This window comes from Mangrovimonas futianensis, assembly GCF_021245805.1.
GTDB classification, from domain to species: domain Bacteria; phylum Bacteroidota; class Bacteroidia; order Flavobacteriales; family Flavobacteriaceae; genus Mangrovimonas; species Mangrovimonas futianensis.
Genome location: NZ_JAJJNF010000002.1, coordinates 270,616 through 286,084 on the forward strand (window position 1 = coordinate 270,616; position 15,469 = coordinate 286,084).

At 30.1% G+C, this 15,469-nt stretch carries 12 protein-coding genes; 8 read left to right on the forward strand and 4 right to left on the reverse strand.

Annotation, left to right across the window (positions count from 1 at the left end):
- Nucleotides 1–2: 2 nt before the first annotated feature.
- From LOK78_RS03970 to LOK78_RS04005, 8 genes are all read left to right on the forward strand, one after another.
- Nucleotides 3–2,714: a class I SAM-dependent DNA methyltransferase gene (locus LOK78_RS03970; RefSeq protein WP_232633806.1), complete on the forward strand. Its 2,712-nt coding sequence runs from the start codon at nt 3–5 to the stop codon at nt 2,712–2,714.
- Nucleotides 2,715–3,365: a hypothetical protein gene (locus LOK78_RS03975; protein WP_232633807.1), complete on the forward strand. Its 651-nt coding sequence runs from the start codon at nt 2,715–2,717 to the stop codon at nt 3,363–3,365. It abuts the gene before it with no gap.
- A 1-nt stretch (nt 3,366) separates the two neighbouring features.
- The gene (locus tag LOK78_RS03980; protein WP_232633809.1) at nt 3,367–5,322 is read left to right on the forward strand and encodes a DEAD/DEAH box helicase; all 1,956 of its coding nucleotides are present in this window, start codon (nt 3,367–3,369) and stop codon (nt 5,320–5,322) included.
- Entirely contained in the window at nt 5,315–6,523 is a 1,209-nt protein-coding gene (locus tag LOK78_RS03985) for a GIY-YIG nuclease family protein (RefSeq protein ID WP_232633814.1), read from the forward strand. The genes LOK78_RS03980 and LOK78_RS03985 overlap by 8 nt, the downstream gene beginning before the upstream one ends.
- 6 nt (nt 6,524–6,529) lie before the next feature.
- Nucleotides 6,530–8,323, forward strand: a complete 1,794-nt coding sequence (locus LOK78_RS03990) for a DUF262 domain-containing protein (RefSeq protein ID WP_232633816.1) — start codon at nt 6,530–6,532, stop codon at nt 8,321–8,323.
- Between the two features lie 66 nt (nt 8,324–8,389).
- Nucleotides 8,390–9,118 carry a hypothetical protein gene (locus LOK78_RS03995; protein WP_232633818.1) on the forward strand — a complete coding sequence of 243 codons (729 nt, stop codon included), beginning with the start codon at nt 8,390–8,392 and terminating at the stop codon, nt 9,116–9,118.
- A 2-nt stretch (nt 9,119–9,120) separates the two neighbouring features.
- Nucleotides 9,121–10,797: a hypothetical protein gene (locus tag LOK78_RS04000; RefSeq protein ID WP_232633819.1), complete on the forward strand. Its 1,677-nt coding sequence runs from the start codon at nt 9,121–9,123 to the stop codon at nt 10,795–10,797.
- 2 nt (nt 10,798–10,799) lie between these two features.
- Nucleotides 10,800–11,189 (forward strand): response regulator, encoded by a 390-nt coding sequence (locus LOK78_RS04005; RefSeq protein WP_232633821.1) that lies wholly within the window; start codon nt 10,800–10,802, stop codon nt 11,187–11,189.
- Nucleotides 11,190–11,216: 27 nt separating this feature from the next.
- Here the strand turns inward: LOK78_RS04005 and LOK78_RS04010 are convergent, their stop codons facing one another.
- The 4 genes from LOK78_RS04010 to LOK78_RS04025 all read right to left on the reverse strand — a co-directional run bounded on the left by LOK78_RS04010 (nt 11,217) and on the right by LOK78_RS04025 (nt 15,439).
- Nucleotides 11,217–12,254, reverse strand: coding sequence for a DUF3871 family protein (locus LOK78_RS04010; RefSeq protein WP_232633823.1), 1,038 nt, complete (start codon nt 12,252–12,254; stop codon nt 11,217–11,219).
- The gene (locus LOK78_RS04015) at nt 12,223–13,089 is read right to left on the reverse strand and encodes an AAA family ATPase (RefSeq protein WP_232633825.1); all 867 of its coding nucleotides are present in this window, start codon (nt 13,087–13,089) and stop codon (nt 12,223–12,225) included. Before LOK78_RS04015 ends, LOK78_RS04010 begins: the two co-directional genes overlap by 32 nt.
- Nucleotides 13,090–13,306: 217 nt before the next feature.
- Entirely contained in the window at nt 13,307–13,996 is a 690-nt protein-coding gene (locus LOK78_RS04020; protein WP_232633827.1) for a hypothetical protein, read from the reverse strand.
- Between the two features lie 207 nt (nt 13,997–14,203).
- On the reverse strand, nt 14,204–15,439 hold the full coding sequence (locus LOK78_RS04025; protein WP_232633829.1) for a site-specific integrase: 1,236 nt from the start codon (nt 15,437–15,439) through the stop codon (nt 14,204–14,206).
- Between the last annotated feature and the right edge of the window lie 30 nt (nt 15,440–15,469).

Sequence of the window (15,469 nt, forward strand, 5' to 3'; positions counted from 1 at the left end):
CTATGAATAGTAAAGAAATACAACAAAATGTTCAAACCCTTATAGATAACTTTTCTAAAGAAGAGTTTATTTATGATTTACTTATGGCTTATGGTACTACCAAGACTGTAACAACCATGCTTAAAAAAGGAGATTACAATCTTTCTAAAGTTGAAGGTGAAGTTCTTTCTAAAAACAAAGTCTTTTTTAAAGTTGAAGAATCAGGCAAGCTCCTTAGCACCATAGATACTATTTCTAAAGAAGAGAGAATACTAAAACACAAGCCAAAGTTTGCCATTCTTACAGACTACAAACAACTTGTAGCTAAAGATTTAAGATTTGGGACCACAAAAGATATACAAATAAGTGAGTTAGCTAATCATCACAGTTTCTTTTTACCACTTGCAGGAAGTGAAGTTTATAACTCTAAAAATGATAATGAAGCTGATAGGGATGCTGCCTATAAAATGGCAGAAGTTTATGATGAACTTAGAAGAGAAAATCCTGAAATTTATAAATCTAAAGAAAGCATACACCATCTAAATATTTTCTTATCTAGATTGCTATTTTGCTTCTTTGCTGAAGATACAGAGATTTTTGATGAAGAAAGTATTTTCACAAACACTTTAGCACAACACACCAACCCTAATGGTATTGACACTCATATCTTTTTAAATGACCTTTTTAAAAGACTCAATACTGAAAAAAAAGATGGTTTTCCAGATTACCTAATAGACTTCCCTTATGTTAATGGAGGTCTGTTTAAAGACCCTATTAGAAGTCCTAAATTTTCATCTAAAGCCAGAAAAGTACTTTTAGAATTAGGAGATTTAGATTGGAAAGATATTAACCCAGATATTTTTGGGTCTATGATTCAAGCAGTGGTAATAGATGAATATCGTAGTGATTTAGGAATGCACTACACCTCTGTTCCAAATATCTTGAAGGTAATTAAACCTCTATTTTTAGATGAGCTTTATGATGAATATGAAAAACACCAAAATAGCATACCACAACTAAGAAAACTCATAAATAGAATCTCAAAAATTAAGTTTTTTGACCCTGCCTGTGGTAGTGGTAACTTTTTAATTATTACCTACAAAGAAATAAGAGTTTTAGAGATTAAAATTTTAAAACAAATTATAGACTTATCTCCTACTCCTCAATTAGAGTTTACACAAATACGATTATCTCAATTTTATGGTATTGAGCTAGATGACTTTGCTCATGAAATGGCAATACTTGCTTTATGGCTTGCAGAACACCAAATGAATAGAATTTTTGAAGAACAGCTATTTGACTATGGTAAGTCTGAACCAATACTACCTTTAAAAGAGGCAGGACAAATAATACAAGGTAATGCTACTAGAGAGAATTGGAACAAGGTATGCCCTATTGATTTAGCAAGTGAAGTTTATGTTATTGGAAACCCTCCTTATTTAGGTGCAAGACTGCAAGATGCTGAACAAAAAAAAGATATGGATTTTGTCTTTCATCGATTAAAAAAGTATAGAGATTTAGACTATATAAATTGTTGGGTTTATAAAGGAGCAAACTACATTAATGGCTTTAATGCTAAATGTGCTTTTGTAACTACTAATTCTATTTGTCAAGGACAACAAGTGCCATTAATATGGCCTCATGTATTAGCTAATGATATTGAAATTGATTTTGCTCATGACTCCTTTAAATGGACAAATAACGCCAAAGGAAATGCAGGAGTAACTGTTATTATAATTGGGTTAAGAAACAATTCAAATGCTCCAAAATACCTTTACCAAAATAATTATAAAAGATTAGCTAAAAACATTAATCCTTACTTAATGGATGCATCTAATATTGTGGTAGAAGGTAGGAGTAAACCTATTTCTAATTTCCCAGAGATGAAGTTTGGTAATATGCCAAATGATGGTGGAGGATTAATTCTAACAGAGGAAGAAAAAGAGGAAATAATAAATAAAAGCCCTAAAGCAGAAAAATATATTAAAACACTTCTAGGCTCATCAGAATACATAAGGGGAGACAAAAGATATTGTATTTGGATTGAAGATAAAGACCTTAAAGACGCTTCAAGAATTATATCAATAGCAGATAGAATTGAACTATCAAGAAAGCACAGACTTAAAAGTAAAGATAAAGGAACAAATGAATTAGCCAAAAGAGCTCATCAATTTAGGGACCGAAATACAGCAAAAGAAAGTCAATTAATTATCCCCAGTGTATCATCAGAGAGAAGAGAATATATACCCTGTGGATACCTTGGAAGTGATATTATAGTATCAAATTCAGCTCAAGTTATTTATGATTCAGAACCATATATGTTTTCTATCATAAATTCAAGAATACACATGGTTTGGGTTAAAGCTGTTGGAGGTAAATTAGAAACAAGGTATAGATATTCTAAAAACATTTGCTATAACACCTTTCCTTTCCCTGAAATAAATACTAAACAAAAAGAAACATTAAATCAATACGTGTTTGATATTCTAGATGAAAGAGCTAAACATACTGGTAAAACTATGGCTTGGTTATACAACCCAGACACTATGCCTAAAGGTTTAAAACAAGCCCACAAAAACCTAGATGAAGCTATAGAAAAGTGCTATAGATTACAAGAATTTAAAAATGACACAGAGCGTTTAGAATATCTCTTTAAACTTTATGAAACTATGGTGAAAAAAGACACGCTATTTGCAAAAGTTAAAAAAACTCGTAAAAAGAAACACAATAAATAAATGTTGAAACTTGGATTTGAAAATGATATTGATAATTTTTTAAGTCAGCCTAGAATTGCTAAAATACAATTTGATGGTTTTAAAGTTAAGTATGCCCTAAATTACAGTTTAAAAGACAAAAAGAAATTATTTGAAGTATTTAAATCTATTGATGCTTATTTCAAAAACGGATATTATAAAGGTCCAAATAACTTACAAGATTTACTAAATCCTAAAAAAGAAAAAACCATAAACAAACCCAAACCTGTAGCATCAAGCAAAAAGAAATCTAAAAAACCCAAAAAAAATGCTATAGTTCAAAAACAATCTGATAGGAATAAAAAAAGAGAGATAGAAATTAAACCAAGAAAAGCACCTAAACATAGTGCAAAATATTACAGCTTCATAAGGTTAAAACAAACTTTTTTATCAAAAGGCTTGAAAATAAAAGATATTGCCGAATATTATCATTTTAATGATTTGGTTTTTTTCGCTAATATGAAATTAGCCTTTAAAAAGCTAAAGAAAGATGATGATATTAAAGAAGAACATTTAAGGTTTATTAATAATAAACTTCTTGAAGATTTGGAAAAAAACAAAATAGACAAAGAGACTATTGTTTCAAAAAATCCCAAAACACCACCTAACTATTACAAAACATTTCGAGGATAAAATGCCAGATTTAGTAAAAGTAACATACCAACAAACAGGACAAAGTAAAAAAACCAATGCTTTAGGCATGCGTGAAATGCAAGCAGAAGCATTTAAAGCAAATACTGCTCAATACCTATTAATTAAAGCTCCTCCTGCTTCTGGTAAGTCTAGAGCTTTAATGTTTATTGCTCTAGAAAAGTTATATAATCAAGGTATTAAAAAAGTGGTAGTTGCTGTGCCAGAAAAATCTATTGGTGCATCTTTTGGCTCTACAGCGTTAAAAAAATATGGCTTTTTTACAGATTGGTCCCCAAATCCTAAATACAATTTATGTACACCTGGACCAGAAAAAAGTAAGGTCACTGCATTTTTAGAATTTCTAGATACTGATGAAAAAATTCTAATTTGCACACATGCTACATTACGTTTTGCTTTTCAGGGTTTAGATGAAAAAAAACTAGATAACACTTTAGTAGCTATAGATGAATTTCATCATGTATCTGCTGAAGGTGATAACAGGTTAGGTGAAGTCTTAAAAAACATCATGGCTAAATCTAATGCACATATTATTGCTATGACAGGTTCTTATTTTAGAGGTGATAACATACCTGTTTTAATGCCTGAGGATGAAGCAAAGTTCACTAAAGTAACATACAACTATTACCAACAATTAAATGGCTATGAATTTTTAAAGTCTTTAGGTATTGGCTATCATTTTTATACAGGAAGATATTTTAAAAAGCAACCAGATAAAGAAATGTCTGCTTTAGCAGAAGTATTAAACCCTAATTTAAAAACCATTGTACATATACCAAGTGTAAACTCAGCAGAATCTTCTAAAGAAAAACATGATGAAGTTGCACATGTTATAGAAGTTTTAGGAGAAATTGATTATCAAGATGAAAAAACAGGAGTCATTTACGTAAAAAGTGAAAAGGCTAACAAAACGCTTAAAGTTGCCAATTTAGTAAATGATGACCCAAAATCTAGAGACAAGATTACAGCCTATTTAAGAGAGGTTAATTCTCCTGATGATATAGATATTATTATTGCTTTAGGTATGGCAAAAGAAGGCTTTGACTGGCCTTATTGCCAGCATGCTTTAACTATTGGTTATAGAGGCTCCCTAACAGAAATTATTCAAATTATTGGTAGAGCAACTAGAGATAGTAATAACAAAACCCATGCACAGTTTACCAATTTAGTTGCAGAACCTGATGCAGAAAATGATGATGTGAAAGTTGCTGTAAACAATATGCTTAAAGCTATTACAGCTTCTTTATTAATGGAACAAGTATTAGCTCCAAATTTTAATTTTAAGTTAAAAATGGATGATGAAGATGAAAGTGAAGATGATGACAGTACCATAAGAATTAGAGGTTTTAAATTACCTACATCTCAAAGAGCTAAAGATATTATAGAAACAGACTTAAATGACCTAAAGGCTAGAATATTGCAAGATGACCAAATGCTTAAAGCTATGCCTGGTAATTTAGACCCAGAAACTATAAATACTGTTCTAATCCCTAAAATAATAAGAGAAGTATACCCTGATTTAGATGAAGATGATGTGGAAGCAGTAAGACAGCATGTAGTAGTAGATTCTGTTATTAAAAACAGTACTATAGAAGAACAAGGAGATAAAAAATTTATTAGAATGGCTAATAGTTTTGTCAATATTGATGATATACACATTGACTTAATTGACCAAGTAAACCCATTCCAAAAAGCTTTTGAAATTTTGTCTAAATCGGTTACTGCGCAAACCTTAAAGTTAATAGATGACCACATACAATCTACCAAGATTGAAATGACAGAAGAAGAAGCCATTTTACTATGGCCTAAAATAAAAGATTGGGTTGCCAAAACAGGAGAACAACCAAACTTACAGGCTTTTGACCATAAAGAAAAAAGAATGGCAGAAGCTATTATCTTTTTAAGAGAATTGAAACGTCAAAAAATGCTAAATGAGTAAAAAGAAGCTAACATTAGATGATATCTTTAATGATGATGAGTTTGGACTTCTAGATTCAAAAGCAAAGACCTCTACCCTAAAAACTGAAGAAGATAGACTCATAGACTCTTTTGAAGAAATCAACATTTTTATAGACAAGAATAATAGAGAGCCAGGTACCTCTAGTATGTCTGAGTATGGCCTATTGGCTAAACTCAAAAATTTCAGGCAAGATGAAGCTAAAAAAAGAATAGTTAAACCCTTTGACAGACACAATTTATTAGGTCATGTAGAAATGGTAAAACCAAGTTTAGATGATATTTTAAATGATGATGTATTAGGTTTATTAGACACGGACAAAGACTTATCAATTTTCACCTTTAAACATACACCAAAACAGGAAGATAGAGCTGAAACAGATTTTGTTGCCCAGAGAAAGCCATTAAAGGAAAAAGATTTCAAGCCTTATGAAGTAATGTTCCAAAAGGTACATCAAGAAATAAAAAATGGCAAAAGAGAAATTAAGCCATTTAAAAATATTGAAAAGAATCTACACGTAGGCAACTATTACATTATGGATGGCATCCTACTTTATTTGGAATCCGCAGACTTAGAAAAAACAGAATGGGAACAAAACTCTGGGAATAGAGTTAGGGTTGAAGGTAGGACAAGAACTATTTTTGAAAATGGAACTGAAAGTAATATGCTCTATAGGTCTTTAGGTAAGCAAATTCAAAAAAATGGAAAGCTCATTACAAATTCTAATGAATATATAGAAAATCAATTATTTGTAAGCTCAGGGCTAGTTGAAGAAGAAGATGTTTTAACTGGTTACATATATGTTTTACAGTCTAAATCCAAGAATCCTAAAATTTCAACCATTAAAGACTTGTTCAAAATTGGTTTTGCTAGTACTTCAGTAGAAGATAGAATAAAGAATGCTAAAAATGAATCCACTTATTTATTTGCTGATGTTCATTTAAAAGCAAAATACCCATTATATAACAGAAATGCAGATGTATTAGAAAATTTATTACATAGATTTTTTGCACCTGCTTGTTTAGATGTAGAATTTACAAATGATAAAGGGCAACGCATAAATCCCAGAGAATGGTTTGTTGTTCCTTTTGAGGTCATTGAACAGGCTATACAGCTTATTTTAAATGGTAATATTGTTGACTATAAATATGATGTTGAAAAGAAAACCATCAAATTAAAGTAACCACTTATGATTCAAAACACAGATAATAAACCCCTTTCAGAACTTTTTAGTGCAGACCATAATGTTACCTATCACATACCAAAATATCAAAGAGAATATACCTGGACCAAAACCAATTGGGAAAACTTATTTGATGATATTGAAGAGAGTGATGGTGGACATTTCTTGGGTTCTATTATTTGTATCAATACACAAACAGATTCCCACAAACCAGCAGAACTTGAGTTAGTGGATGGCCAACAAAGAATGACTACAATAAGTCTATTCTATTTAGCCCTTTATGCTTATTTATTTGAGAACATCCCTGACCCCAATGATATTGATTTACAAGTCGAGTTGAGGGCTTTAAGAAATAGAATTATTTTAAAGGATAATAGAACTGTTAGACTTTTTCCTTCTTACTCAAATAATAACCTTGATGATTATGTTTGGATTTTTTCAAATGAAATTGAAGAAGTCAAATCCAAAGCTAAACCTAAAAATTTAGGCAATCGCAGAATGAGTAAAGCATTCAATTATTTTATTGATAGAATTTTTGACAGAGATGAAGATGATGAATTTATATATTCATATTCTGATGTTCAGAAATTACTCAATAAACTCAATAGTGCCACTCTTGTAAAAATTGATGTTGCTACTCATGCTGATGCTTTCACTCTTTTTGAAACATTAAATAACAGGGGAGTTCCTTTGTCAGCAATTGACCTAATAAAAAACAAACTATTAGGACACTTACAAAAGGAGGATAAAAAAGCTGATTTGGATGAAAACTTTGATAGATGGAATAACATACTTACAAACTTAACTGAAGAATATAAAATTCAGGAACGCTTTTTAAGACAGTTTTATAATGCTTTTAATCAAGAACCCGGCATCAAGGTAGATAAGAAGCCAAAAGCTTTAAGGTCTAATCTGATTCATATCTATGAAGAATTAATCAACAGAGATGTACACAACTTTTTTGATAGATTAGAAGAAGCATCAATTATTTATGCCAATAATATTCAATATGATAATGATGACCATTCAAAGAGCATGGTTAAATCATTAAGGAACTTAGAAAATGTGAATGGTGCTGATGGCTACATGCTCTTGTTATTTATAGAAAGAAGATTTGTAATAAATGAGAATGAAAAAATTCAATTGGTTAACTTCCTGTGTAATTACTTTATTCGAAGAAATGTTACTGATAGTCCTCCTACAAGAGATTTAACCAATTATTTTATGGACATTATCAAAGAGGTCAATAAAATGGAGTCCTTTGATTTTGAGGAAATAAAAAAGATTATAGTTGAATTTGGAAAACCTGCTTCTGATGATTATTTCATTGAAAAATTAAATGGAGATTTGTATGAAGAAAATGTGGGTGCTACAAGATATATCCTATCTTCAATTGAAACATCTGAAACTGAAACCAGAGAAAGGTTCACTAATTTTTACTCAAGAAATAAAAAGCAATTTGTTTGGACCATAGAACACATTTTCCCGCAGGGAGAAAACATTCCCCAGCACTGGCTTGATATGGTTGCTAATGGTGATGAAAAATTGGCAAAGACCATCAGAAAAGAATATGTCCATAAACTTGGAAATCTCACCTTAACGGGATATAACTCTCAATTAAGCAACATGCCTCTTGATAAAAAACAAAATAAAAAGGATAAAGAAGGAAAGTACATTGGTTTTAAAAATGGACTTTACCTGAATGAAAATTTAAAGGATGTTGAGTCTTGGAGTAAAGCTGATATTATTAATAGAACTCAGACACTAGTCAATAAAGCAGTTGAAATATTCAAATTATAATCAATAATGAACTACAATATAGCATAATAACTTAAAAAACTAAAGGTTCAATTAACATATTCATTAATGCAAAGTAATTTTAGGACAAGCTCTCAAGAGGAGATTAGAAAAACTTTTGTTGAGTTTCAATTTCTTTTTTCTAGGTTTCAAAGAAATCTAAAAGAGGATACAAAGTACATCGATTACCAAGCATATAAAGACATAAAATTAATCTTTTATTTATATGCCAAAATATATCATTATAAAGGTTATAAATCATATAATATAAAATTGCCAAGATTAAAATTATTAACCAGTCAATTTAATTGTTACCAAAATTTAGAATTATATAATTACTTACGTAAAAGATTAATTCATGAGGGAAACAAGGAAAAAGCTGATGAGTTATCAGGCTATATCAATTTCTTAAAATTACAGTGTTCTTGGAAAACTTTGATTAAAAAATTCAGCATATATAACCTCTTCCAATTCATACATAGATTATGCTCATATAACATTCTCAGCCTGTTTAGTTCATTAGTCATTTATGTATTATTCTTAACATTATTATCTGCTACAGCCAAAATTGAAATTTTTGAAGTTTTAATTGTTCATAAAATTCAAATATCCCCAAACACTTTACTAAACAATGTTTTGAATACATTGACTTATATTTTTGATTTCGATGAAAAGATGGAAATAAAACCAATGAATGCTTTGGGTGTTCTTATCTTGGTTTTTAATAAAATCATTTTAGCAATTCTAATAATAAATTTTCTAGTTAAAGAAATTTTGGATAGAGTTAAATTTTCTTGAACATGTTAATAAATATTTTAGACCTAAATCTTAGAAAATTTAATTCAGTTATTCTTCGGCTGATATTAATTGTATTCCTTGTAATTATCGTTAAAAATCAAGATAATTATTTTGAGCTAACAATTTACAATACGGGAATTTTCATTTATTTAGTTCTCCTAGTATTTCAACTTTTTATTAAAAGACGACACTCTGGAATTATTAGGTTCATTTTGGATATTTCCATCATTACTTTTTGCTTGTTTGAAAAAGACCTTAACTCAGTACTTAACTTTTTCCCTTATTTAGCAATCATATTTAATATAGTTAATTATTCAAGTGAAAAAAGCAGACTAAAATTCATTTTACCATTTATAAATGCAAGTATTTTTATAGTTGATAACTTCAATTTTATTATCCTTCATCAATTAATTCCTTTATCTCTTTATGTTTTTCTTTTTTTCTATTGGATTAGATTCCAAATAGACCGATTTAACAAAGTAATTAATGATGAGACAACCCATCTATTTTTAAATAATTTAAATGAGGAAAATGACTTCAAATTATTAGATAATCTAAAAAATCTCATAAATAATGATATAAGCTTTGAACATATATTTGAAATCGAAGATATATTCCTGTTTACTTATTTAGATGACAAATTATTCATAATAAAAGGCACGAAATTTGTTTCTGAGCCACCTTATATTATGAAAAAAATAATTTCGGAAATTGATACCTCTACAAAAAATGTTGTAGAAGTAGACTATATTCCAAAAATAAACAGAAAGCCTCTAAAAAACACTATATGGTTTAAGCACAACATCAATAATCAAAAATATTGGTATTTAATTTCATCTAGGTCTAAAATTACATTCATTACTAAAATAGCCATAAATGCACTTTGGAGAGGATTTAATCAAATCACTAGCTTGTACCACTACAAGCATCAAGTAGATGTTTTAAGAAGACAAGAATCGAAATTGCTAAAGGATAAAATCACATATGTCTTAAATGCAAAAAATGCTCTTCACTATGTTAGGAACAAACTTACACCTACTGTTGCTGTATTGGGCCTTTTAGAAAGGTATTTTAATGACAAAAATCTGGATGAAAACCAAATTCAATTCATTGAAAATAGGATTAGCTCTAAAGGCCATGTGGAAAAAATTAAAACTACAATTCAAAGAGCTAACACACTTATGAAGGGTGTAGAAATTCTTTTTCAGAAAGAAGATAAAAATTGTACCATACCAGACCTAGTATATCTAATTAGAAAGGAGTGGTATCATCATCACGAGAATCAGGCTCCAATAGAAATTAAGGCTGACTTAAAAAAAGAACAAACATTTCTTGTTAATGTAGAATTAATGGAATATGTTTTTACAGATATAATAGAAAATAGTTTTAAATATGGTGATGGGGATGAAAATATAATTATTTCCATAGACGAATCAACTGGAGAAACTTTAGAGGTAATAATCAAAAATAAAATTAAAGATTTTCAAAAAAACAAAAAAAGATTAGAGGAAATCGCTGACTTATATAACCAAATTGATAATGATGAAATTTACAACAGAAAAACCCATGGGTTGAGTTTCATCAGAAGAATTTTAAAGGTAAAATCGATTCCAAATGAAATTATTATTGATGATAAAAATGAACTTTTTATTTTTAAATTTATAATTCAAATATTATAGTAATGAATATTTTAGTTTTTGAGAATGAAATCCAAGAAGTATTTGACAGTTTTAATGATGTCAATTACTTAGACTTTTCGAATAAATTAAAGTTTACTTTTATTACTAAATCTCAAGATTTCAAGGAATTTCGAAAACTTGAAAATTATTCTTTAATATTCGTGGATATTGATTTGAGTATAAGGAGTGAAAAAGATGGTTTTGGATTAATTTCTGATTTGAATGCCCATAACCAAAGGTCTAAAATCATTATATTAACAGGCAATGATATTTCTGACCAATTAAAACATTATGAACTATCAGATATTCCTGTACTTGAAAAACCTGTTATTCACTCTGAATTAACAGAGTTAATAAAAAAAATGACTAATGAAAACAACCCAAGCCCCTAAAATATAGGAGATTGGGCATTCTTCAACTCAATCAAGAAACCATTGGTACTTGGAATCCCCATTGAGAGTTTGTGCCAAACCATTTGTAAAATCAAAGGCATTGACATTTCTATCTAGAAAAGAATCTATGTAAGAACTCTTATTTGCTGATGTAAATAGATTATAAACATTCCAAAGATTGATATTCCCATTTTCATCTTTGCAAAAACTCTTATCCTCATAGTAATCCTTGGCAATGGTATTCATTTGCCTATCTGCAAAATCCATGTGAGGCAACCCTTTTCGCTGGTCTTTAGGCAAGTAATTATACAGTCTTGACTTACCTATTAGCTGAGCAAATTGATGCTCTGTCAAACTCTGTTGAGTAAGCTCTTTCATTTCTTTCAAATGCTTTTCTGCTTCATAGCCTTGGATTGTTTCAAGTATTTTACTTTGCAATTCCTGATACCCTCCTACTCTCATTTCAGAAGCAAATCCATCTGTGGAAATACAGAGATTACAGCACACTAAATTTTGAAACCCAATAAAGAACTTGAATTTCTCATAAGTCCTTTTACTATAAAGATTTTCATGGTTATATGCTCTGACTCCACCTACCATCAAGGACAAGGAATTACCATTTATGGTTTCTGTTATGGATGGGATTCTAATCACAAAGGCCATTCTTTCAAAATATTGGGTTTTCTCATGCTCCAACAAGTCCTTAGCAGATTTATGTATAGCATCACTAGTCCTACCTCTAATGGGATGACTTATGCGTATTTCTATATTATTTTTCTGCTGATGGTAAAAGACATTCTCAACACATTCCTGTGCAATCTCAATAAATTCCTGATGTGCTATGGTTCTTTCATTGTCCTTAGCAAATACAGGAATAATGCACTCTTCCTTTAAACTAGAGAGGCTAACCTCTTTTGTGTTAGCCTCTATGAATGGGTTTATTTTATGCTTATTCTTTTCTGATGGTTCTCCCAAATTTGTGACAGATTGCCTAGTACCATCAGAAGAAAAAGCATTATGATTTACACCAATACTAGGCTTGGTTTCTGTTGTTATTAATTCCATTACTTGAAAAATTTGAAGGTTTGACTAAATTTTCTAATTGTTGCTTTTTACTTTGAAATTGAGAATTCAAAGATTGTTGGAACTGAGGGAACTCTTTATAAAGGGTCATCAGCTCACTAACAGATAGACACTCATTGATGCGATTTAAGACATCTTCTTGAGAACTTGGAGCATTGCACCATTCCAAGATTCTCTTGCCTGTAGAAGTGTTTATCATGAACTCTGGCTTACTATTGAATAGGTTTGTTCTGTCTTTACTTGCAGTTGCAAAATGCTTTGAGTCAATATCGAATACCAATGTGAACTCGTACTCTACCCCATCCCTTTGAACAGCCTTTAACCCGACTTTCTCTGGAACATACTTGCCATCTTTTTGATTTAATACATAATCCTGTTTTGTTCTCATTGTGGCTATAAAGTGTGCTGGAGATTGTAGAATCTTATCTACAAAGGCTTTTTGTCTTGGCGTTACCTTATTCCAATTTGTGAAACTGTTACCAGGTAACTTACTATGGAAGTCCAACAATTCATCCCAACAATGTGAAATGCTATCAACTATAATACACTCCATTCCTGCTTGAAGACAAATATCTATTGCTTGAATATACTTCTCTGGTGTATAAGGTGGTTGCATGTTGAGTACACTATAATTACCCAAATGGGCATATAGGTCAGAACTGCCATTTTCTGTATCTATGACAGCTACTTTTGATAGATTGTCATTGGTCAATCCTTTTGCAAGTAAAAGGGCAGATAATGATTTACCTGCCCCTGCACTTCCTTGTAAAGCCATTTTAATCTTGGCTTGTTTTCTTTCTGATTTTCTTAATTGCATAATGAATATTATTTGATTAATAATTGAATTTTGATGTTGATTGAAGAGAAAATGAAGCAGTAAAACTTGGAAATATCTAAAAGAAAGTGTCCAAAGAAAATATATATGATAATCTTATAATTTAATTGAACTTTATATAGTGTCTGCTAATTTTAACAACACAAAAAAACCCAAGAATTACAAAACTCTTGGGTTAATTTTTACATTACGAAAGTATTTACTCCTCAAAAGCAGGAGCTAGATATCTATGTAAATCATGTTCCACATCTTCTCTATGGTAATCAGAGAATATTTCTGGCATTAAATCAAGTATCTTTTGACAATCCAGGTTAAAAAAGTAACTGTTTGCATTTCTATTATTAGGACCCTTGCAAGCCTTTGCAACCGCACTCTTTATAATTCCCAAAGTGATAAACCTTGAAATTATAGAGTCTCTTTTACCTCTTTTGATTCCAAGCTCATAACCTATTTTAGATTTCTCCCATCTAAATGTTTTGAACTCATTTTCCTTAAACTTAATTAATAGAGATTCAAATAGAACCCTCTCTTCACAGTTGAAAAATCTTGGGTTATAATTTCTAAACTTTGAATAACGTGTACCAAAAATAGTTTTATAGTCATAGACCAAAAACCGAAGTTCATTGATATTATCAGTTAACAATTTTTGAGGTTTAGATAAACAAGCTGAAAAACTATCAGGGATAAAAGGTGTAATATCATTGTCGTCTATTGAAATCTTTAATACAAGATACTTGTCTTTCCCATCCTTGAAATTATCACTAAAAACTTTGTTTGTATTAAATAAGTCCTCTTGGGGTATTGCCAAATAATCATCAGTCAAACTCTTTCCAAAAGGTCTTTCAATACACTCCTCTGGCTCTATATAGCCGAATTGCATAAATTCCATAAAAAATGAATTTTTATTAATAAAAAAATGAAAAACTTATCAGATGAAGCTGAAAGAAACCAACTCCATATTCTTTCTTTGAAGAAGCAGTTCTACTGTTACTGCAATACTTTGTAAAGATACAAAATATTGGGTAGTTGTGGCAATTACAACAATGTAAAAAACTACTTTTCATTCCTCTTTTTCTTTAAAATTTTTCCAAAAATTTTAAGCAACAACTAATAGAGGTTGTGGTTCTTCAAGAAGTTTATCAATGGCATTGTCTAAAATATCATCTTCAAAATCCTTGAGGTATGATTGGGTTATTTTCACATCTCTATGCCCTAGAAGTTCACTGATAACATCTGTTGATATTCCTCCATATTTCAAATTTGTTGCAAAGGAATGTCTCGCTGTATAACTGGAAATGTTTGTTTCAATTTCTAGAATTTTCGCCATTTGTGATAACCTTCTATTATACCTACTCAATATTTTATGTTTTCTATTCTCAATTTGCTGAGGAGTCATTTTGTTATTTAGCAAAATTGGAAAGACATAATCTGTTGGTCTATTTTGAGCTTTATAGAAAGCTAAGATTTCTCTTATTGGCTCAATAATTTTGATGGAAAAATGCCCTTTGGTCTTTGACCTTTTATAAAGTATCCTATCATTATTGATATTGCTCCATTTTAAAAACATCATGTCATAGAAGTTCATCCCTCTAGTGTAGTAACTGAACAAAAAATAGTTCTTAGCATTCAATAAATGTGGATGATTTGAAATATCCAGATTTTCAATTTTCTTGACTTGTTCCCTAGTCAATGCCCTTTTCACATTACCACTTTTAAACTTGGAAACTTTATACTTCTTAAAAGGATAATATTTTTCTTCTACAATTCCATTTTCAATGGCTTTATTAAACAATGCTCTCAACTCTCTCATTCTTACTCCCAAACCTCCATCAGAGTATCCTCTTTTCCTTAAATAGGTTTCAAACTTGTTCAAAAAATAAGGTGTAATATCCTTAAACTCTAAGTCTGATTTTTTATAGTATTGAGAGAGTGTCCTTAAAGTATCCTTACCCACTTTGGCACTACCTGTCCTACCTGTTAACATCTTGTCCTCAATCTGCTCTTCCCAAAAATCAAACACTCTTGAATTACTGGTAGACTTACCTCTGAATTTTTGTTCAAATTGCTTTAAGCTATAATCAACCCCATCAATCCTGTAATCATCAATTATTTGTAAAGCTCTATCCTTTAGTTTCAAAAGAATCCTGTTTCTTTGAATAGAGTTTTTGTGGTTCTTTTTAAAGCAAAAATTCTCTTCATCCCATTCATTTAATTGACATTCCAACCCAAGAGAAATAATCTTTACTTTTCTATCCTTTATAATTTTAAGAATGACTGGATAAAGTCCTTGTTTGTTAGGTTTGTTTCTTAATAATATTTTGATGCTTGACATTGTTTTGATTTTTGAGAGTTATAAAATCCA

Bases quoted from the DNA above. Each gene is read 5' to 3' on its own strand.
- LOK78_RS03985 (WP_232633814.1), top strand. From the start codon at position 5,315: ATGAGTAAAAAGAAGCTAACATTAGATGATATCTTTAATGATGATGAG.
- LOK78_RS04020 (WP_232633827.1), bottom strand. From the start codon at position 13,996: ATGGAATTTATGCAATTCGGCTATATAGAGCCAGAGGAGTGTATTGAA.
- LOK78_RS04025 (WP_232633829.1), bottom strand. From the start codon at position 15,439: ATGTCAAGCATCAAAATATTATTAAGAAACAAACCTAACAAACAAGGA.
- LOK78_RS03980 (WP_232633809.1), top strand. From the start codon at position 3,367: ATGCCAGATTTAGTAAAAGTAACATACCAACAAACAGGACAAAGTAAA.
- LOK78_RS03975 (WP_232633807.1), top strand. From the start codon at position 2,715: ATGTTGAAACTTGGATTTGAAAATGATATTGATAATTTTTTAAGTCAG.
- LOK78_RS03970 (WP_232633806.1), top strand. From the start codon at position 3: ATGAATAGTAAAGAAATACAACAAAATGTTCAAACCCTTATAGATAAC.
- LOK78_RS03995 (WP_232633818.1), top strand. From the start codon at position 8,390: ATGCAAAGTAATTTTAGGACAAGCTCTCAAGAGGAGATTAGAAAAACT.
- LOK78_RS04010 (WP_232633823.1), bottom strand. From the start codon at position 12,254: ATGGAATTAATAACAACAGAAACCAAGCCTAGTATTGGTGTAAATCAT.
- LOK78_RS03990 (WP_232633816.1), top strand. From the start codon at position 6,530: ATGATTCAAAACACAGATAATAAACCCCTTTCAGAACTTTTTAGTGCA.
- LOK78_RS04005 (WP_232633821.1), top strand. From the start codon at position 10,800: ATGAATATTTTAGTTTTTGAGAATGAAATCCAAGAAGTATTTGACAGT.
- LOK78_RS04015 (WP_232633825.1), bottom strand. From the start codon at position 13,089: ATGCAATTAAGAAAATCAGAAAGAAAACAAGCCAAGATTAAAATGGCT.
- LOK78_RS04000 (WP_232633819.1), top strand. From the start codon at position 9,121: ATGTTAATAAATATTTTAGACCTAAATCTTAGAAAATTTAATTCAGTT.